The organism is Clostridium neonatale, assembly GCF_001458595.1.
Taxonomy (GTDB): domain Bacteria; phylum Bacillota; class Clostridia; order Clostridiales; family Clostridiaceae; genus Clostridium; species Clostridium neonatale.
Genome location: NZ_LN890327.1, coordinates 94,856 through 115,601, shown reverse-complemented (window position 1 = coordinate 115,601; position 20,746 = coordinate 94,856). Strand labels below are relative to the sequence as shown.

Here is a 20,746-nt window from a genome sequence, read left to right as displayed (position 1 = left end):
ATTCAGTAGAGTAATTTACTTTTTCTCCACAACAATTAAAATAGGCGCTTCTTTACTTCTATTCAAAAACTCATGATACATGACCCCAAATTTTGATTTTGGAAGATCCTTAAGATATGGAATAATTACACTCTCTTCTTCTTTCCCTTCCCCATGTCCCCTATAAAGACAAATAGTCATTACTCCACCATGATTCAATAATTCTAGACCTTCAATAATACTATTTAAAGATGTTTCTGACATTGTTGTAATTTTCTTATTTCCACCTGGTAAGAAACCTAAATTGTACATAATGCAATCAACTGATTTTTCAGTTATATATCTCTTTAATAAGTGGTGAGAGCTGTTTATTACAATGACATTTTCATTTTTTCTTTCAGAATAGTTTTTACATGCTTCTTCTTGTATTTCAAATGAATAGACTTTAGTGAATTCTTTTGAAAGAAAGTCTGTATCATATCCATTTCCTAATGTAGCATCTATTGCTATATTTTTATTTTCTAAAAACTGATCTATTATATAATGAGAAATCTTACTTATATCTCCAACATACTTAAACATATATATTCTCCATTCTTATTACATAGTAATGTTTTTAATTTTGACTAAAAATATTTATATATAAATTATATCAATTTATATTCTAATATTAATAGAATGAGTGATTAATATCTAAAAAAATTAGACTGGGTATTAAACCCAGCCTAATAAAATATTGTTTCATAAAACTATATTAAAATTAAAACTTATATATATTTTAATCCAAAATAACTGAAGACTAATCTACATATTACCTTCAGTTATATCTTAATATATTTATTTTTTATGCACTCTTGTATATCTGTATTATATTTGTTATATCTTAATATATTTATTTTTAATCTAACATCAAAAATCACTTGTTTTTATCTTAGTAAACTTATTCTTTATGTCTATTCATCAAATTCATCCTCAATATCCCCAACTAATTCTTCGATTATATCCTCCAATGTTAATAACCCACTAGTTCCACCATATTCATCAACTATTATTGCGAACTGCTCTCTCTTTTCTTTAAGCTCTTTAAATATATTTCTTATTTGCATTCTTTCAGTAAAATAACTTACCTTTCTTGTACAAGACTTCAAATCCAATTTGTTATCAGAAACTACATCCCTATAGATATCTCTGACATGAACAAATCCAATAACATTATCCTTTTCTTTATCTATTACAGGATATCTAGTAAATCCATTGTCTGTTATTATTTCTAATACTTCTTCCTGAGTTGAATCTATATCTATACAAACCATTTTTGTTCTATGTATCATTATCTCTTCTGCTCTGCGGTTTGAAAATTGAAATGCATTAGATAATAGCATCTGATCCCCACTATCTTCTATGCTTTGGTTTATCAGCATTTGTAATTCTCCTCGCGTATAAGTCTCATTTGCTTCATTAGCAGGCTCTATTCCAAATGGTTTTAAACATAGTTCTGTCAATTTATCAAAAGTCATAGTTATAGGATAAGTTAGTTTATGAAATAAAATTAACGATCCATCCAAAAGTAAATTACATTTTTCTGTTTCATATAATGCTATTGCTTTTGGAACAAGCTCACCAAATACAACTTCAAGTAATGTAATCAAGCTAAATGAAACTATGAAAGAAATACTCTGTTTAAGTGCCGCATTTGAAGTTATCATTTCTAGTAATGGATCTATAAGCTTAGATACAGTTGGTTCACCAAGCCATCCTAATAATAATCCAACTAAAGTTATTCCAAGCTGTGTTGATGATAGATATGAATTTATATTATCTTTAACAATCTTACATTTTTTTGCTCTTTTATTACCATCTTCTATTAATGTATCTATTTTAGATGATCTTATTTGAACTATTGCAAACTCTAAAGCCACAAAATAGGCATTAACTAAAATTAATATTAATATTATTACTATGTTTAAAAATTCAGATTCCATAATATTCTCCTTTATTATTTTTAAATTAGTATAACAAGTATATTATATCTCGTTTTTTATAATATGTAATTATTGTAATATCATTAATCAAATATGGCTAAACTTATTTTTTCACTTTATAAACTTGATAAATTCCTATACAAACTAATATTAAAGATATTAGAATTTTTATATCAAATATATTTTCTCCTAAGAATATTCCTGAAAGCAATGTTCCAAATACAGGCACTAAAAAATTAAATACAGAAATCATTCCTACTTTATTGAATTTTAATAATTGCGTCCAGATTACAAATGCTACAGATGATAATAAAGCCATATATATTAATAGAATTATAGATTTAAAATTAAATGAACTTAATTTACCACCAAAAACAGCCCCAAGAACAATTAATATAAGTCCACCTATAAATAATTGATATCCTGTTACTGTTGATGCATCCATTTTCTTTGTAATTTCTTTACTATATATTGCTCCTAATGCAAAAGTAATAGCAGCTATAACAATGAAGCCTTCACCCTTAAATGTAAAACCAACATTATTTACTCCACTTTTCCCATTTAAATTTACCAATACAACTCCTGAAAATCCAACTATGCAACCCAGTATTTTATTAAAATTAAGCTTATCATTTTTATATATAAAGTGAGCTAATATTATACTTACAAAAGTTCCTGTTCCATTTATTATAGATCCCCTAACTCCTGTTGTATATGACATTCCAACATAAAAAAATATGTATTGAATAGTAGTTTGAATAAGTCCTAAAGCTGCTATTTTTGAATATTGCTTTCTAGAAAAAGTAAATATATTTTTCTTTAATATAGTTTCGTATAAAAGTACAATGATTCCTGCCAAGGCAAATCTATAACCTGCAAATATCAACTTTGATGGAATATCATTTGAAGATATATTAAAAAGCTCATACCCTACTTTAATAGCTGGATATGCACTCCCCCATAAAAAACAACATATTGTTGCTAAAAAAACTATGTTTTTTCTATTTGTATAAAACTTTTCTTTATCCATTCCCACGTTCCTTTCTACAATTTATATTTATCATTTACTGTAAATAGACATATAAATATTACCACATATTTTATTAATTAAATTCATTTTACAACAATAAAATGATATCATATTATAAATTTAATCTTCTAGGTAAGCTATAGTTTATAGAATATCACTATAATTTATGTTAAATCTATTTTATATTGTTTAAATAAATCAAAATATACAATATTTATGATATACTATTACTATATAGATTTAGGAGGTTTAGTATGCTGATAAAAGATATAAGTAATTTACATTTCCATACTATTAATAAAAATATTTCTGTTGATGAAGCATTAAATTTAATGAATACTCTTAATGTAAACGGTATCCCGGTAGTAGATGACAATACTAAACTTGTAGGCATAGTTGTCAAGGCAGATGCATATAGATTTTTAACCAAGCCTGGACATTATGTTGACTATCCAGTTGAATTGATAATGACAAAAAGAGTTGTAACAGCTCAATATGATGATGATATTATCAATGTTGCAAAACGTTTAAGAGAACATAATATCATTGCGATGCCTGTTCTTAAAGGTGATACTGTTATAGGTATTATTACAATTGAAAACTTAATAGATTATTTTCTTAAATGTGAAGATTTCTAAAATTATACTGAAAAATACAGCTAACATTGAATAATTTTGATATTAGCTGTATTTTTCATGTTATTTACTTAAAAACAAATACTGCAACTCCATAAGCTGGCAAACTATACTTAATTGAATAAGAATATCCATCACAATCTTCTTTCACCGCTTTATAAACCCGTCTTCTTTTTTCTCCTTTTCCACCAAACTCTATATCATCACTATTTAAAATAAGTCTATATGTGTTTTCTTCTGGAACCCCAACCTTATAATCAGGTCTTTCAACTGGTGTAAAGTTTAAAACAAATAACAAACTATTTTGCATGCCTTCTGAATACCTTACAAAGCTAAAGATACTTCTATAATTATCATTAGCATTAATCCATTTGAACCCATTGGGATTTCTATCCAATTCATACATACATGAATACTTTTTATAGATTTTTAATAGAGCCTTTACAAAATTATTTATATGTCTATGATCTTCATCTGCTAATAGATACCAATCTAGTTCTCTCTCTTCGCTCCACTCTCTAAGTTGAGCAAAATCTTGTCCCATAAAAAGCAGCTTTTTTCCTGGATGGGCAAACATAAAGGCATATCCTACTTTTAGATTTTTAAATTTCTCTTCTAATTCCCCTGGCATTTTGTTAATCATAGAACATTTCAAATGAACTACTTCATCATGAGATAAAACTAGTATATATTCTTCGCTATGGTTATAACTCATAGAAAAAGTCATTTTATTATGATTATCTTTTCTAAAATACGGATCTAATTTCATGTATTCTAAGAAATCATGCATCCATCCCATATTCCATTTAAAAGTGAAATTTAATCCATCATTTTCTGCTGCATCAGTAACTCTAGGCCATGCTGTTGATTCTTCAGCAATCATCATAATTCCAGGATTACGTCTTATTGCTATTGTATTTAAATGCTTAAAGAATTCAATTGCTTCAAGATTCTGATTTCCACCATACTTATTAGGAATCCATTCTCCTCCGCATCTCCCATAATCCAGATACAACATTGAAGAAACAGCATCTACTCTAAGACCGTCTATGTGAAAATTTTCAATCCAAAATAAAGCATTGGCAATAAGGAAGTTTTTTACTTCTGGTTTCTCATAATCAAATACCTTAGTTCCCCAATCTGCATGTTCTCCTTTTCTTTTATCAGAATACTCATAGAGACATGTACCATCAAATTCTGCTAATCCATGTTCATCTTTAGGAAAATGTGCAGGAACCCAATCTAAAATTACACCTATATTATTTTTATGAAGATAATTTATGAGATACATAAAATCTTCAGGTGTTCCATATCTAGATGTTGGAGCATAATATCCAGTTACTTGATATCCCCATGAACCATCAAATGGATATTCAGCAATCCCCATAAGTTCAACATGAGTGTATCCCATATCTAATATATATTCTGTCAAAGAATGTGCAAATTCTTTATAATTATAAAATCCATCCTCATCTCTATTACGATGTTTTTTCCAAGATCCTATATGAACTTCGTAAATTGACATAGGTTTCTTTTTTAAATCTAGCTTTTGTCTTTTTTTCAACCATTGATTATCTGACCAATTAAAATTAGATATATCTGTTACTACTGAAGCATTCCCAGGACGTCTCTCTGAATAATTAGCATACGGATCGGACTTGTGCAATATTTCATCATTAAGTGTTTTAATTGCATACTTATATCTTTGTCCTATTAATGCACCTGGAATAAATAATTCAAATATTCCACTATCTCCAATTGGATTCATTTTATTATTCTCTATATCCCACCCGTTAAAATCCCCAATTACACTAATCTCTTGTGCATTTGGAGCCCAAACACTAAAACTTATCCCATCTTGATCATCTATCCTTTTTGGATGTGCTCCAAGCTTTTTATAAATCTCATAATGAATTCCACTTTTAAATAATCTTATATCGTTTTCTGTGATTACGTTACTTATTTCTTCATCATAAATTTCTCTTTTTTTTACTTTCCTCTCTTTTGTCAAACCCAATACCACCTTTTCTTATTCTCAATATAATTTTAACATTTTTTATTTAGTTATAAAATGTTATTTTCCAATATTATTCAGACTATAAAAAAACTACATTAGATATATTTTGTAGATTTGATATTTTAAATTATCTACTTCTAAACATCAAGCTTTATTTCATCATTATTTTTATCTCACATCCCCCCAAGAGCTTCTAACATACCAAATCCTGCATCATTAGTAGAACTGCCACCAAGACCTATTACAAAATTTCTAACTCCTTTATTAATTCAGCTTTTATCACTTCTCCAATTATTAACATTTATAATGATATAACAATTATATAACAAAAGGATCCAAATACATACAGTATTAAGACCCTCTTATAAAATATCACTTAATATTTGAATTTTATTGATATTTCTTTTATTTCGCCTTTTGAATTCTTTCTTATAACAAAATCTTTTATATCTTTAAATTCATTTTCTATCTGATAATTTAGCTCTGTTATTGTAGCTTTTGCATTTTTAGTTATTCCACCATCTTCAATTACTACAAATCTAGATTTTCTACATGTAATTTCATCTCTTTTATCATCGATGATAACATAATATTCTGTAGCTTCTTCAACAACTGAATATTCCTTATTTAGAGTTAAAGTAGAACAAAGATTGTTATCAATACATTTTACTTTCATATTTCATTTCCTCCTAAATCATACTTAGTTTAGAATTATCACGCTCTAAACCTCATCTTATTATTTATTATATACCAGTCTTATCTCTAGGTGTATAAAATAATCAACTTTTCTTTTATATCTTTAAAATTTATCATATTAATTGTAAATTATTTTCTTCGCCACGCTTCCATCTTACGCATAGCGACTCTTTTTATTTGCAAAAGTTCCGTATTGTGGCATAGCCACTCTTTGGCATATAATGCTTGGCGAGTGTCGAGCCTAGCAGTATAGCCCTCCTATGAACGAATGTGAATAGGAGTTTCCTTTTTTATTTGTGAAAGTTCCGTATTGTGGCATAGCCACTCTTTTTATTTGTGTACGTCTTTCATAGTTAATGATATTCTTTTTCTTTTTTCATCTACTTCTAAAACAGCAACTTCTACTATATCGCCAACTTTAACAATATCGAGTGGATGTTTTACGAATCTATTTGCCATTTGGCTTTTATGAACTAATCCATCCTGATGAACTCCAATATCTACGAATGCACCAAAGTCTGAAACATTTCTTACTGTTCCTGATAAAACCATTCCTGGCTTTAAATCTTTCATCTCAATTATTCCAGTCTTAAGTATAGGCTTTGGCATTTCTTCTCTTGGATCTCTACCTGGTTTCTTTAATTCTTTTATTATATCTTTTAATGTCATTTCTCCAATTTCAAGCTCTTTGCTTAGTTTGCTTATTCCATAACATTCAGCCTTTTCATCTATATCACCTAACTTATTATTCTTAAGTGCTTCATTATCATATCCAAGGACACCTATTAATTTTTTAGCAGCATCATATGATTCTGGATGTACCGATGTATTATCAAGTGGTTCCTTACTCTCTGCAACTCTTAAGAATCCAGCACATTGTTCGTAAGCCTTTTGTCCTAATCTTTTAACCTTTAATAATTCTTTTCTTGAAGTAAAATGACCAGCTTCTTCTCTATAATCAACTATGTTTTTAGCTATAGCTGCATTAATTCCTGAAATATGTGTTAAAAGTGATGGTGTTGCAATATTTAAATCAACTCCAACAGTATTTACTGAATCCTCTACAACTCCTGCCAAAGACTCTTCAAGTTTTTTAGGAGTAACATCATGTTGATATTGTCCAACCCCAATTGCCTTTGGATCAATTTTAACTAATTCTGCAAGCGGATCCTGAAGTCTTCTTCCTATGGAAATAGCTCCTCTAACTGTAACATCTAAATCAGGATATTCTTTTGTAGCAAGTTCTGATGCTGAATAAACTGATGCTCCTGCTTCTGAAACAATAACATATGCAATTTCTTTTCCTGTCTCTTCTTTAATCTCGCTTATCATTTCAGCGATAACTTCTTCTGATTCTCTTGAGGCAGTTCCATTTCCAAGTGATATCACATCAACATTATATTTATAAATTAATTCTTTTAATTTTTTCTTTGTTCCTTCAATATCTTTCTTTGGAACTGTTGGATAAACTGCTGTATTTTCAAGGAACTTACCTGTTTCATCTAAAATCGCAATCTTACATCCTGTTCTAAATCCTGGGTCATATCCCATTACAACCTTACCCTTTATAGGTGCTTGCAATAATAGTGCCTTTAAATTTTCCTTAAATATCTTTATAGCACCTTCTTCACCAATATCAGTTAATTCACTTCTTATTTCTCTTTCAATTGATGGATATATTAATCTTTTTAATGAATCCTTAATTGCAAGCTTCAATTGTTCATCTAAAACTGCATTTCCTGTTAATATATTTTTTTCTAAATAATTTATTATCTTATCTTCATTTGCAGTTATCTTAACACTTAATATTTTTTCTTTTTCGCCTCTATTTATAGCTAATATTCTGTGGGGTGGTATTTTATTCACACCTTCTGAATATTCATAATACATTTCATAAGGTGTTGGTTCTTTTGAACTTCCTTTAGATTCTATATTACCTTCTCTTATGACCATTTCTCTAATATATTTTCTATACTTTGCCTCATCAGAAATAGTTTCTGCAATTATATCCAAAGCACCTGATATAGCTTCTTCACTGCTTGCTACTCCTTTATCTTCACTTATATATTTAGAAGCTTCTTCATTTAAATCACCTTTAAATGAACTTTCCATAATTAATTCTGCTAAAGGTTTTAATCCTTTTTCAGCAGCAATTATAGCTTTAGTTCTCTTTTTAGGTTTATATGGTCTATATATATCTTCAACTTCTGTTAAAGTTACTGATTTATCTAAAGCAATAATTAATTCTTCAGTAAGCTTTCCTTGTTCTTCAATTAATCTCTTAACATCATTTTTTCTTTCTTCTAAATTTCTTAAATAAGTAAGTCTTTCTGCAAGTTTTCTTAAAATTTCATCAGAAAGTCCACCTGTTGCTTCTTTTCTATATCTTGAAATAAATGGTACTGTATTTCCACCATCCAAAAGTTCTATAACATTTTTTACTTGTGATAATTTTATTCCTAATTCTTCTGCTATTCTTTCTTCTATTAAATTCATACTTTCCTCCTAAGTCTAAAAAAGCTTTAATAATACAACTTCTCTACTATTAACAAATTATTGCCATTACTATTATTTAGTAATGGCAATAATTTAAAACATATATTCATATTATAATTTTTTTGGAATTTTTTATCAAGGAATATTTATATATATTTATCCTTTCATATTATTTATGGCTCAACACTAAAAGCTGTGCTTGACAATATGAAGCAAGATTTTTTTAGAATGTAATAAACTTGCATTGACATCTTAATTCTGTCAAGATCACATTTTGGTGTTAAGGCTTATTTATAATGGTATTTATCTTCGTTTCAAAAAACTCATAAAATACCACTCCTTAGAAAAAAATATATTAATCATAAAAAAATCATGAGATTTGCTCATGATTTTTTATAACTATTCTACATAGATTTCTTTTACATATTTTTTATTTAATTTAATAAAATGAATTAACAATGCTACTCCTATACTTAAGATTATAACTCCGCTTATTCCATTAATAATAGCAATATCTTTTTGAATGCTAATTAAATTACCTGAGTAATCCGACACTTTGAAAAATATTGTAAGAGCTAATAAATTATTAATCAAATGTACAAATATAGGTATTAATATGTTCTTATATTTAATATACAAAAAGCAATTAACCACTCCAAACCCTAAAGCACCTATCATTCCAGATCCTGCATTAAGAGATGCAAAAATTATTGATGATACAAAAAGCCCTACGTATACATTAAATTTTTCTGTAAATCTTTTTAATAACACATGCCTAAATATTAATTCTTCTGCTATTGGAGATATTCCAACTACAAAAATAAAACAAATAAAATAATCAAAATATCCATTTATAATTATAGCTGAACTAGAAAGAAACTCATCAGCCAAAGATGGACTTATCAAATAAATCGCTCCCATCATTACGTTGCTTCCACCAATAGATAATAAAATATTCATAATAATAACATATATAATTTCATGCATATCTATTTTTTTCTTAAAATCATCACTTAAAACAGCCATAGTTTTCTTTGATATATCCAATTTATAAAATAACATTATAGTAATTAAAACTTGATTAAATAAAACAATACTATTTATTGTACTATCATTAACTTCTACATTCATATTTTTTATAATAATAAATGTGAGAATTGTAGTAATTGCTAAAGAAATTAAATACATAAAAACTATTTGTCTAATTTTAACTTCCCTGAATACTTTATCTAATTCCAAAATTTTTCGCTTCCTTTCTATTCATTAAAAGGTTTTGCTATATAATAAAAATTATAACTTACAATAATTAATCTTCACTTATTACAATATTAAATTATACTTAATTATTTATAAGCGGCAATTTTATTTCAAACGTTGTCCCTTCCAAACTGTCAATAATTTTTACATCACCATAATGTTTGAGTATTACTTTTTTGGTTATAGATAAACCTAATCCAGTTCCTCCAGTTTTGGAATTTCTTGACTCATCAACTCTGACAAATGGATTAAATATTCTTTCCCAATATTCTCTTGGCATTATTTCTCCATTATCAGATAATAATATATAAAAATATTTTTCTTTAATTTCAGTTTTTACTATTATTTTATTTCCAATTTCATTATACTTTATTTTATTATCAAATATATTGTTTATAGCTCTTGTTAATTTTTCTTCGTCGGCTAATATAAATATTGGTCCTTCCATAATATCAAAATCATATTCAAATTCTTTATATTCAAACTCAGGTATATAATTTGCAATTAATGTTCTAATAAATTCACATACATCTATTTTAGCTAAATTTAATCTATAATTAATGTTATTATATAATGAAAATTCAAATAAATCATTGATTAATTTATTAGCTTTATGTGAATTTTTATTTATTATCTGTAAACATTCATTTTTTTCTTCTTCAGTTAATGTATTATTAATCATAGTTTCGCTATATCCTAAAATCGATGCCAATGGATTCTTTAAATCATGAGAAACATCTAATATGAGTTCTTCTCTCATTTTCTCTAATTCTTCTCTCTTATTTGTCTCATATTGTATTGTTTCTGCCATCTTATTAAATCCATTAGATAATTCAGCAAATTCATTTTTTCTTTCACTCTCAATTCTAACATCATACTCTCCATTAGATATGGCTATAACCCCTTTTAACAAAGTTTTTATAGGATTTACAAAAACTTTAGATGTAAGACCTGCTAGTAAATATACCATAAGTAATATAATAACTACATTAAAAAAACTTAGCATCTTTATAATTAAATTATGTGGTATTATTCTTGTTATTGCATTAGGCTTTGTTACCTCTGAATAAGGACATCCTATTATTACTACAGCAGTTTCTTCTTTTAAATACATACTATATATTGAATAATTTATATCTTTTCTCGTTTTAATTATTGAATTATTTAAATCTAAAAAAGCAGTTGAAGATCTTAAATCTGAATTTAACAATACTGAATTGTCTTCCTCAACTCCAAAAATCTTCATATATGTTGTTATATCCACCTGCTTAAACTCATCTATTACATTTCCTACAGAATAACTTATCTGATTTTGATTAGTTATTTTAACTAAAAAACCATTAATATGCTTTAAATCTTCTTCTGTAATGCTTCTATAATCTTCTATTAATTTTGATTCTAATTGTACAAAATATGAATTATACATTCTTTGTCCACATAAAACTTCATACATAATTAAAGAAAAGAATATAGATACAATAACTATTACCGTTATTAATATATATCCCAAAAAGTAAATAAAAAACAATTCGGTTGTAACACTTCTAGTTCTTTTAGCTGTTTTCATTGGTAGTTATCCTCTCAATTTTATATCCAATTCCCCTTATTGTTTTTATATATATTGGATTTTTAGGATCATCCTCTACCTTTTCTCTCAAATGACTCAAATGAACCATTATATTATTTGAATCTCCTATATACATCTCTTCCCATACATTCTCATATATTTGCTTTTTAGTAAATACTTTTCCTAAATTAGAAATTAATAATTTTAGTATTTTATATTCCTTAGGATTGAGATCTATTTTTTGTTCACCTTTATATACTTCAAATGTCTCTTCAAATAATTTTAATTCTCCTGTAGAGTATACCGTTTTCTTATTTTCAGTGTACTTATAGCATCTCCTTAAATTAGATTCTACTCTTGCACATAATTCAAGTGGACTTATTGGCTTGACTAAATAGTCGTCTGCTCCAAGTCCTAATGCTAATACTTTATCCGAGTCACTTCCCATTGCAGTTATGCATATTATGGGAATAGTTGATACCTCTCTGATTTTTTCTATTAATGTTAACCCATTAATCTTAGGCATCATTATATCTAATAGAACTAAATCTATACTTTCATTTTCAGAAATTTTTAGAGCTTCTTCACCATTTGCTGCTTCATAAACAACATAACCTTCTTTTTTCATATGAAGAGATATTAACTTTCTTATATCATCTTCATCTTCAGCAATTAAAATATTCATATCTTGCCTCCCCCACTCTCTTTTTCTACAAATATATTCTACCATAATATTTAAATTGTAGAAATTGAAAGTATTATAAATTAAAAGTATTTTCTATTTCTTTCTTGCCCTAAATTGAAACAAACTGTATAATTATTATGTAAATATTTTCCAGAGGTGATTGATATGATAAATAATGTAAGCAAGATATGTTCATTTCTTTTATTATTCCTCTTTGCAGTCTTAGGCTTAAATCAGTTTGAGATAATATCTTATTCAACGCAATTAGAATATATTTTTTATTTTTTATCGCTTTTACTAATAATGTTTTCTTCTGTAACTACACTACTAACAAATAAATCTGGCTTTTTCAAATTTATAAGTATAGCTATTATGGCATGTTTAGCTATAGGAGGGGTAGGTGCTATAATCAAAAATACTTTTAATATATTTCTATATGTATCTGCAATATTTACTGCTATATATTCATTAGTTGACATGTTTTATAAAGCAAATTAGTGAATATTCCTTCTAAGTTATTAATAAACTTTATTATGATAATTAGTAATTTAGGAGGTATTCTTTTGAGATTTTCTAAGAAAAAATTTTTCTATTATATATTCATAATTATATGTTTTCTTGGATTTGCGTCTTCCTTTTTTCTTCAACTTACATACTACCATTTTTCACCCGATAAGGTAAAAAAAAATATAGCATTCTTATCATCCGATGAATTTAATGGTCGTTTGACTGGGACATATGGAAATTATAAGGCCTCCCAATTAATTGAAGACACATTTAAAAAATATAAACTAATTCCACTTAATAATAATTACAGAGAATCTTTTAATGTAACAACGATAGCAACAACATCTGAAAAGGCCAAATTAAATATAAAAGATTCCAATGGCAATATTATAGAAAATTATAATTATGGTACTGATTTTAAAGAAGATATGTCAAATTGTCGTACTTCATCAGCAGTTTTTAGTAAAAAAGATAGCATAAGCATATTATCAACTTCATTTATAATAACTAGTAATAATAAAAAATACTTATTTTATATTGATTCAAGCAATAACTTAAATTTTAGAAGTTCTTTTAATAAAGATTCAATATATGAATTTTCATTAGCTATAACAAATCAAGTATACAATGATATATTGAATAATCTAAAAAACAATAATACAGTTGAAATTGATCTTCCATATAGACTATATCCTAGTAAAACTGATAATATAATTGGAGTCATAAAGGGATCACATAGTAATATTTCACCATTAATAATATCTGCACATTTTGATCACGTAGGTTCTGATGCCATTGGCAATTGTTATGGTGGTGCACTTGATAACGCTTCTGGTACAAGTTTCTTGATGGAATTGTGTAAAAACATTTCAAGTCTTCCTAAGCCCAAAATGGATATTATATTTGTTGGATTTACTGGAGAAGAGTTTGGTTTATTAGGTTCAAAAGAATTTGCAAAGGAAAATATGAGCTTAATTAAAAATTCGAAAGTCATTAATTTAGATATGATAGGTGCTAAAGACGTACCTTTAATATTAATGTGTGGCGAAAATACTTCTAATTCATCACTAGCTAGTGATTTTGAAAAATATTGTACTAAGTATAATATTGATTATAAAATTAAATATCAAAATTCTAGTGATCATGCTAGCTTTTCATCAAATGGCATTGATGCTTTGACCCTTTGTCATGGTGATTTTTCTAGAATTCATACCCCTAATGATACAGTTAAATATATTGATACTACTGCTATTAATGATGTATACTCCATAGTTAAAGATGAAATTTTTAATTCTGCATACAGCCCAATTATAATATTTTTTTATAATACAAATATCACTTTATTCTTCCTTATAACATTCATGACTTTAATCTTCATACCAAAATATAAAAATACAATTCTAAAACAAATATCTGCTTCAATAAAATCTTAAAACATAAGTAAATAACATAATATCAGAGTTTAGTGGATAATAATCGAAATTCAATATATGATAGGCTCGATTGTAAGAAAATTCAAGCTAAAAATTCTAAGAGAGAGGCTGCACCCAAAAATGTTTGCTCTCAAAAGCAAATTTTGGACAAACAATTTTGGAACAGCCTCTCTCTAAGAATTTAAAATCTTAAATTTTTAATACAATACTACGCCTATTCATATATTGAATTTCTTTGTTTTTCCACTAAACTCTAAAATTTTCGTCATTTACTTACTGAATGAATATTTTTGAACTATCCTGTTGACCTTTGATTTCTTTAGGTAAAATAATCTTAAGTTCTCCATTTTCAAATTTAGCTGCTATATTTTTCTTGTCTACATTGCTGAAATTCAATGCTCTTGAAAATTCTCCATAACTTCTTTCTCTTCTGACGTAATTATCTTTATTAGAATCATGGAACTCTTCTCTTTTAGCTGAAATAATTAATTCATTATCTCTAAAGTCAAGATTTATATTTTCCTTTTTAACGCCTGGTAATTCAGCACTTACTAAATATTCATTTTGCGTCTCTCTTACATCTACATTGAATTGATTTAAATTAATAGTATTTAATGATGTAAAGAAATCATCATTGAAAAAATCACTCAAGAAATCTTGGAAGACATCACCTCTTCCATTTAATTTACTAGTTCTAAATGGTACTAATCCAAACATAAAAATGACCTCCTCAAATATAACATTTATTAATTATGAAATTTTAATAATCAACTATTGAATAGAGATTTTAGATGCTTCTTTTTCCTTTATTTTCTTAGGTACTGTTACTTTTAATTCTCCATTTTCAAACTTAGCACTTATATTTTTATTATCTACATCTACAAATCTAAAAGATCTTTGAAATTCTCCATAACATCTTTCTTTTCTTATATAGTCTTCTTTGCTTTCGTCTTTACATTCTTGTCTTTTTGCCGAAATTACTAATTGATCATTTTTGAACTCAACATTTATATCTTCTTTTTTAACTCCTGAAAGTTCTGCTATTACTACATATTCATTTTCATTCTCTTTTATATCTGTATTAAATTTACTAATCTCTTTATTTAATGGTGCTATAAAATCATCATTAAAGAAATCGCTAAATAAATTATCAAATGTAGAGCCTCTCTCCTGTAAATTATTTGTTTTAAATGGTATTAATCCATACATAAAAACGACCTCCTTAAATTTAAATCTTATATTAAAATTGTTTTTAATTAAGGATTTATTTAATTTCTTTTATCTCTTCCTTAATTACAAGTTTATTATAACTTAAAGGTCAGAGAAGGTCAAAAACATTTTTCTTTGACTATCTTTGACCTTTTATTGTATAACCTTATTTTAATAAAATATCTTTATAAAAGTAACTATTTCTTTGTTTTTCTCTTAAATTCATTGTTATATTGTTTATGATAATTTCTTTAATTAAATACTCCTATTACTAATTTAATTAATCATAAAAATAGACAAAACATCTTAGTAAAAAACTACAATGTTTTGTCTAATATAAACTAAATTTAATTTATTAATCTTGATAATTTAAAAAACCGTTTATAAACATATCTAATTCTCCATCCATTACAGCATTAACATTGGATGTTTCAATATTGGTTCTGTGATCCTTAACCATACTATATGGATGGAATACATATGATCTTATCTGACTTCCCCATCCCATATCTTTAAGCTCACCGGTTAAGTCTTCTATCTTCTCTTTATGAGCTCTTTCCTTTAACTCAACAAGCTTAGATTTTAGCATTTCCATGGCTGTGTCTTTATTTGCAAACTGACTTCTTTCATTTTGGCATTGAACTACTAATCCTGTTGGAATATGAGTTATTCTAACTGCAGATTCAGTTTTATTTATATGCTGTCCACCAGCTCCAGAAGCTCTATACGTATCTATCTGCAAATCTTCTGGTCTTATTTCTATGTCTTGTTCCTTTGTTAATTCTGGCAATACTTCCATAGATGCAAAAGAGGTTTGCCTCTTACCATTAGCATTAAAAGGCGAAATCCTTACTAACCTGTGTATTCCTTTTTCAGCCTTCAAATATCCATACGCATATTCACCGGTTACCTTCAAGGTAGCACTCTTTATTCCAGCCTCATCTCCTGGTAATAGCTCTATTGTTTCAACTGAATATCCATGTTTCTCACACCATCTAGTGTACATTCTAAGAAGCATTTCAGTCCAATCATTTGCATCTGTTCCACCAACACCTACATGAAGTGTTAGTATTGCATTATTTTTATCATATTCTCCAGATAATAAAACCTTAATATTATATTCTTCAATTTCTTTTTCTAAAAATTTTATTGTTTCTATTATTTCTAAAGCAGAATCTTCATCGCCCTCTTCTGCCATTTCTTTTAATACATCAATATCCTCTATCTTACTTTTCAAGCTTTCAAAATTTGTTATTTTATCTTTTAATGCTTTACTTTCCTTAGTAACTTCTTCTGCTCTTTTAGAATCATTCCAGAAGTTTGGCTCTTGCATTTGACATTCTAGTTCATGAATTTTTCTTTCAAGACTATTTTTGTCAAAGTGAAGCCCCCATTTCCTCTATAGATTTTTTTATATTAGGAAGTTTTAATAATTCTTTTTCTAATTCAATATTCATCTATACCACCCCTTTTTCAATTCACAATTCATGATTCACGATTCACAATTCACGATTAATAATAGTATTGTTTTTTTATATAAATTATATTAGAAATTTTATAAAGAAATCTCCTTTTTTAAAAGGAGATTTCTTTGTAAATAAACTTCTAGAAATTCTATAAGAATTTCATCCTAAATTGTGGATTGTGCAGTGTACATTATGAATTGTCTAAACTTCTCTTCCACAACAATTTTTATATTTCTTACCACTTCCACATGGGCAAGGTTCATTTCTTCCATGTTTATCTTCATTTCTTATAGGTTCAGCTGGAGCTTTTTCTCCACCTGGTCCATTTTGAGATGCCATTCCTGGATTTCCACCACCTGGTCCTGCCATTCTTCCTGGTGCTGGTCCTGGTCCTGCTGAAACTGCACCTGGAGCTCCTTGTCTTACTACCACTCTTCCACTTGGACCTGCTACAGGACCTTCATGAACAGCAGCCGTTTCTTTAGCAACTCTTGTTCTTTCTTCTGGTGCTCTTTCTATTTTAACGTGGAATAATAATTTAACAGTCTCTTCTTTGATTGATTTAATCATCTCATCAAACATTTCACTACCTTCCATTTGGTATGCTTCAACTGGATTAACTTGTTTGAATGATTGAAGACCAATGCCTTGCTTTAAATGATCCATACTGTCAATATGATTCATCCATTTGCTATCAACACATTTTAAAAGAATAACTCTTTCAATTTCTCTTAATCTTTCTGAAGTAAATTCTTCTTCTTTTGCTTCATAGAATTTAACTGCAGCTTCATAGAATTTTTCAGTTATTTCTTCATTTGACATATTTTCCATTTCAGCTAAATTAACTGTATTCGCTGGAATACATATGTCTTGTAAATAAACCATCAAATGTAAGAATTGTTCTCTATAATCCTCTGCATCATTTGTTATATGAAGATTAACTGCATCACTTATAATATCTTTAGTCATGCTTAGTATTTCATCTTTTATATCTTCACCTTCAAGAACTTCCGATCTTTGCTTGTATATAACTTCTCTTTGAATATTCATTACGTCATCATAACCTAATAATGTCTTTCTTATATCAAAGTTATTACCTTCAACTTTCTTTTGAGCATTTTCTATGGCCTTACTAACCATTTTGCTTTCAATAGCTTCGTCTTCTTGAAGTCCTAATTTTTCAACAACACCTTGGATCTTTTCTGAACCAAATATTCTCATTAAATCATCTTCAAGTGAAATAAAGAATGTTGATTCACCTGGATCTCCTTGTCTACCAGAACGTCCTCTTAATTGGTTATCTATTCTTCTTGATTCATGTCTTTCAGTACCAATTATTTTAAGTCCGCCAAGCTCTACTACACCTTCTCCAAGCTTAATATCAGTACCTCTACCAGCCATATTAGTAGCTATAGTAACCATACCTTTTTCACCAGCATGACTTATAATCTCTGCCTCTTGTTCATGATATTTTGCATTTAAAACCTGATGTGGCACTCCATTTTTCTTAAGTAGACTTGAAAGAAATTCTGACTTTTCAATACTTACTGTACCAACTAACACTGGCTGACCTTTTTCATATGCTTTCTCTATTTCAGAAGCAACAGCATTAAACTTTCCAAGTTCAGTACTAAAGACTAAATCTGGATTATCTTTTCTTGCTATTGGTTTGTGTGTTGGAATCACAATAACATCTAATCCATATATTTCTCTAAATTCATTTTCTTCTGTTAATGCAGTACCAGTCATACCAGATAGCTTTTTATACATTCTGAAATAATTTTGGAATGTTATTGTAGCTAATGTCTTTGATTCTCTAGCTATTTTAACATTTTCCTTAGCTTCAATTGCTTGATGAAGACCGTCTGAATATCTTCTACCTTCCATAAGTCTTCCTGTAAATTCATCAACAATGATTACTTCTCCATCTTTAACCATGTAATCTTTGTCTCTTCTCATTGAAAAGTTTGCTTTCAATGCTTGAGTTACATAGTGTTGTAATTCTAAGTTTTCAGCATCAGCATAGTTTTCTACATTAAATGTTTTTTCTGCTTTCTTTACACCTTCCTCAGTTAACATAACTGCATTAGCTTTTTCATCTTTAGTAAAGTCAACTTCTTCCTTTAATTTTTTTGCAAAGAAATCCGCAACTTTATAGAACTCTGTAGATTTATCTCCTTGACCTGAGATTATAAGTGGGGTTCTAGCTTCATCAATTAAGATTGAGTCAACTTCATCAACAACTGCAAAATTTAATGGTCTTTGTACCCTATCATTTTTATATACAACCATGTTATCTCTTAAGTAGTCAAAACCAAATTCATTATTTGTTCCATATGTTATATCAGCTGCATATGATTCTCTTCTTTGCTCATTATTTAATTCATGAACAATAACCCCAGTCTTTAAACCCAAGAAACCATATAGCTCTCCCATCTGCTCAGCATCTCTTTTAGCAAGATAATCATTTACTGTTACTACATGAACACCTTCACCGCTTAATGCATTTAAGTATACTGGCGCCGTAGCAACTAATGTTTTACCTTCACCTGTTTTCATTTCTGATATTCTTCCTTGGTGAAGTACGATACCACCCATAAGCTGTTCATCATAATGTCTCATTCCTAAAACTCTGACAGATCCTTCTCTAACAACTGCAAAAGCTTCTGGTAAAATATCATCTAAAGTTTCTCCATTGCTTAATCTTTCCTTGAATTCATCAGTTTTTGCTTTTAATTCATCATCTGAAAGACTCTTAATAGATTCCTCTAAACTATTTATTTTTTTGATAATAGGTTGTAATCTTTTTACTTCCCTATCACTATATGTTCCAAATACGGCTTCTAAAAATCCCATAATGTCATCCTTTCAAAATTATATATATTTTGCATTAAAAAAAGCTTTATATAACTTACGCATTCTTAAATTATACCATTTAGATTACATAAGTTTCAATAAAAGTATACATTTTTATATTAAATATATCTTATTATTAAAATATTCTTAATAATATACAATAATCAAATTGTTATTTTAGTCCTTATTTTAATGTTACATTAAAATTATGTATATATTGTGACAGTTTTAATCTTATTTTAAAAATTTCATATATTATAGTAATTTATTTTTAATATTATAATAATTTTTATTTGTAAAACATAAAAAGTCTATCCTAACTCCTAGGATAGACTACATTTACATTATATAAATTCCGGTTCTAATAAACCATAATCTCCATCTTTTCTTTTATATACAACATTGACTTTACTGGTATCTGCATCTTGGAATACAAAGAAGTTATGTCCTAATAGATCCATTTGAAGTATTGCCTCTTCTGAATTCATTGGTTTTACCCCAAATTTTTTAACTTTTACTAACTTTCCTTCGTCTTCTTCATTAATCTTACTAGCTGGATCATTTAGTTCTGCAAACTTAAATGAACCATTATTTCTTCTTGCTAATCTTGTTTTTTGCTTTCTTATTTGTCTTTCTAACTTTTCTTCAACTAAATCTAGAGACTTATACATATCTGAGGTTGCTTCTTCTCCTCTTAGAATTATTCCATTAAAAGGTATAGTAACTTCTATTATATGTCTATTCTTTTGAACACTTAATGTAGCTCTCGCATCCACATTAGAATCAAAATATTTTCCAAGTTTACTTATTTTCTTTTCAACTATCTCCTTTAATGCAGCTGTTAACTCAATATTTTTTGCTATAACTGTGACTTTCATAAATTCAGCCCCTCTCTAATATGAAAAAAGTTTGTTAAAAGTATATTTTAAAT

Annotated in this window: 18 protein-coding genes; 2 read left to right on the top strand and 16 right to left on the bottom strand. The window is 27.7% G+C overall.

Annotated features, from left to right (window positions below; genetic code table 11):
- Nucleotides 1–15: 15 nt before the first annotated feature.
- From mnmM to BN2920_RS04000, 3 genes are all read right to left on the bottom strand, one after another.
- Nucleotides 16–561, bottom strand: a complete 546-nt coding sequence (gene mnmM, locus BN2920_RS04010) for a tRNA 5-(aminomethyl)-2-thiouridylate-methyltransferase MnmM (RefSeq protein ID WP_058293739.1) — start codon at nucleotides 559–561, stop codon at nucleotides 16–18.
- 371 nt (nucleotides 562–932) lie between these two features.
- Complete coding sequence (locus tag BN2920_RS04005) at nucleotides 933–1,961, bottom strand: hemolysin family protein (protein WP_083498702.1); 1,029 nt, start codon at nucleotides 1,959–1,961, stop codon at nucleotides 933–935.
- 103 nt (nucleotides 1,962–2,064) lie between these two features.
- On the bottom strand, nucleotides 2,065–2,991 hold the full coding sequence (locus BN2920_RS04000; protein WP_058293738.1) for a DMT family transporter: 927 nt from the start codon (nucleotides 2,989–2,991) through the stop codon (nucleotides 2,065–2,067).
- 254 nt (nucleotides 2,992–3,245) lie between these two features.
- On the opposite strand from BN2920_RS04000, the gene BN2920_RS03995 reads away from it, so the two are divergent.
- Entirely contained in the window at nucleotides 3,246–3,629 is a 384-nt protein-coding gene (locus BN2920_RS03995; protein ID WP_058293737.1) for a CBS domain-containing protein, read from the top strand.
- 64 nt (nucleotides 3,630–3,693) lie between these two features.
- Here BN2920_RS03995 and glgB read toward each other — a convergent pair whose 3' ends face one another.
- The 8 genes from glgB to BN2920_RS21190 form a co-directional block, all read right to left on the bottom strand.
- Complete coding sequence (gene glgB / locus BN2920_RS03990; protein ID WP_374116940.1) at nucleotides 3,694–5,637, bottom strand: 1,4-alpha-glucan branching protein GlgB; 1,944 nt, start codon at nucleotides 5,635–5,637, stop codon at nucleotides 3,694–3,696.
- A gap of 179 nt (nucleotides 5,638–5,816) precedes the next feature.
- Entirely contained in the window at nucleotides 5,817–5,885 is a 69-nt protein-coding gene (locus BN2920_RS20860) for a glycerate kinase (protein WP_243145180.1), read from the bottom strand.
- Nucleotides 5,886–6,019: 134 nt separating this feature from the next.
- On the bottom strand, nucleotides 6,020–6,319 hold the full coding sequence (locus BN2920_RS03985; protein WP_058293736.1) for a hypothetical protein: 300 nt from the start codon (nucleotides 6,317–6,319) through the stop codon (nucleotides 6,020–6,022).
- Nucleotides 6,320–6,669: 350 nt separating this feature from the next.
- Nucleotides 6,670–8,835 carry a Tex family protein gene (locus tag BN2920_RS03980; protein WP_058293735.1) on the bottom strand — a complete coding sequence of 722 codons (2,166 nt, stop codon included), beginning with the start codon at nucleotides 8,833–8,835 and terminating at the stop codon, nucleotides 6,670–6,672.
- 399 nt (nucleotides 8,836–9,234) lie between these two features.
- Nucleotides 9,235–10,074, bottom strand: a complete 840-nt coding sequence (locus tag BN2920_RS03975) for a CPBP family intramembrane glutamic endopeptidase (protein WP_058293734.1) — start codon at nucleotides 10,072–10,074, stop codon at nucleotides 9,235–9,237.
- Nucleotides 10,075–10,174: 100 nt separating this feature from the next.
- A complete protein-coding gene (locus tag BN2920_RS03970) occupies nucleotides 10,175–11,659 on the bottom strand; it encodes a sensor histidine kinase (RefSeq protein WP_058293733.1) in 1,485 nt (494 codons plus the stop codon).
- Nucleotides 11,646–12,344, bottom strand: coding sequence for a response regulator transcription factor (locus tag BN2920_RS03965; protein ID WP_058293732.1), 699 nt, complete (start codon nucleotides 12,342–12,344; stop codon nucleotides 11,646–11,648). Before BN2920_RS03965 ends, BN2920_RS03970 begins: the two co-directional genes overlap by 14 nt.
- Before the next feature lie 278 nt (nucleotides 12,345–12,622).
- Nucleotides 12,623–12,823: a hypothetical protein gene (locus BN2920_RS21190; protein WP_058293731.1), complete on the bottom strand. Its 201-nt coding sequence runs from the start codon at nucleotides 12,821–12,823 to the stop codon at nucleotides 12,623–12,625.
- A gap of 84 nt (nucleotides 12,824–12,907) precedes the next feature.
- Here BN2920_RS21190 and BN2920_RS03955 point away from each other — a divergent pair, with 84 nt between their 5' ends.
- The gene (locus BN2920_RS03955) at nucleotides 12,908–14,284 is read left to right on the top strand and encodes a M28 family metallopeptidase (protein WP_242868294.1); all 1,377 of its coding nucleotides are present in this window, start codon (nucleotides 12,908–12,910) and stop codon (nucleotides 14,282–14,284) included.
- Nucleotides 14,285–14,557: 273 nt separating this feature from the next.
- Here the strand turns inward: BN2920_RS03955 and BN2920_RS03950 are convergent, their stop codons facing one another.
- From BN2920_RS03950 to hpf, 5 genes are all read right to left on the bottom strand, one after another.
- Nucleotides 14,558–15,001 (bottom strand): Hsp20/alpha crystallin family protein, encoded by a 444-nt coding sequence (locus BN2920_RS03950; RefSeq protein ID WP_058293730.1) that lies wholly within the window; start codon nucleotides 14,999–15,001, stop codon nucleotides 14,558–14,560.
- Between the two features lie 54 nt (nucleotides 15,002–15,055).
- Nucleotides 15,056–15,493 carry an Hsp20/alpha crystallin family protein gene (locus BN2920_RS03945; protein ID WP_058293729.1) on the bottom strand — a complete coding sequence of 146 codons (438 nt, stop codon included), beginning with the start codon at nucleotides 15,491–15,493 and terminating at the stop codon, nucleotides 15,056–15,058.
- 355 nt (nucleotides 15,494–15,848) lie between these two features.
- Nucleotides 15,849–16,950, bottom strand: a protein-coding gene (gene prfB / locus BN2920_RS03940) for a peptide chain release factor 2 (protein WP_097919264.1) whose coding sequence is annotated in 2 segments (ribosomal slippage) — nucleotides 15,849–16,871 and nucleotides 16,873–16,950 — 1,101 coding nt in all. Because the reading frame shifts where the segments join, the coding sequence is not laid out codon by codon here.
- A 210-nt stretch (nucleotides 16,951–17,160) separates the two neighbouring features.
- Nucleotides 17,161–19,815, bottom strand: a complete 2,655-nt coding sequence (gene secA, locus BN2920_RS03935; RefSeq protein WP_058293727.1) for a preprotein translocase subunit SecA — start codon at nucleotides 19,813–19,815, stop codon at nucleotides 17,161–17,163.
- Between the two features lie 344 nt (nucleotides 19,816–20,159).
- Nucleotides 20,160–20,693, bottom strand: coding sequence for a ribosome hibernation-promoting factor, HPF/YfiA family (gene hpf, locus BN2920_RS03930; protein WP_058293726.1), 534 nt, complete (start codon nucleotides 20,691–20,693; stop codon nucleotides 20,160–20,162).
- Nucleotides 20,694–20,746 lie beyond the last annotated feature (53 nt).

Excerpts from the sequence above, each read along its gene's own strand:
- mnmM (WP_058293739.1), bottom strand. The coding sequence starts at position 561 with ATGTTTAAGTATGTTGGAGATATAAGTAAGATTTCTCATTATATAATA.
- BN2920_RS04005 (WP_083498702.1), bottom strand. The coding sequence starts at position 1,961 with ATGGAATCTGAATTTTTAAACATAGTAATAATATTAATATTAATTTTA.
- BN2920_RS04000 (WP_058293738.1), bottom strand. The coding sequence starts at position 2,991 with ATGGATAAAGAAAAGTTTTATACAAATAGAAAAAACATAGTTTTTTTA.
- BN2920_RS03995 (WP_058293737.1), top strand. The coding sequence starts at position 3,246 with ATGCTGATAAAAGATATAAGTAATTTACATTTCCATACTATTAATAAA.
- BN2920_RS03985 (WP_058293736.1), bottom strand. The coding sequence starts at position 6,319 with ATGAAAGTAAAATGTATTGATAACAATCTTTGTTCTACTTTAACTCTA.
- BN2920_RS03980 (WP_058293735.1), bottom strand. The coding sequence starts at position 8,835 with ATGAATTTAATAGAAGAAAGAATAGCAGAAGAATTAGGAATAAAATTA.
- BN2920_RS03970 (WP_058293733.1), bottom strand. The coding sequence starts at position 11,659 with ATGAAAACAGCTAAAAGAACTAGAAGTGTTACAACCGAATTGTTTTTT.
- BN2920_RS03965 (WP_058293732.1), bottom strand. The coding sequence starts at position 12,344 with ATGAATATTTTAATTGCTGAAGATGAAGATGATATAAGAAAGTTAATA.
- BN2920_RS21190 (WP_058293731.1), bottom strand. The coding sequence starts at position 12,823 with ATGTCAACTAATGAATATATAGCAGTAAATATTGCAGATACATATAGA.
- BN2920_RS03950 (WP_058293730.1), bottom strand. The coding sequence starts at position 15,001 with ATGTTTGGATTAGTACCATTTAGAACTAGTAAATTAAATGGAAGAGGT.
- BN2920_RS03945 (WP_058293729.1), bottom strand. The coding sequence starts at position 15,493 with ATGTATGGATTAATACCATTTAAAACAAATAATTTACAGGAGAGAGGC.
- secA (WP_058293727.1), bottom strand. The coding sequence starts at position 19,815 with ATGGGATTTTTAGAAGCCGTATTTGGAACATATAGTGATAGGGAAGTA.
- hpf (WP_058293726.1), bottom strand. The coding sequence starts at position 20,693 with ATGAAAGTCACAGTTATAGCAAAAAATATTGAGTTAACAGCTGCATTA.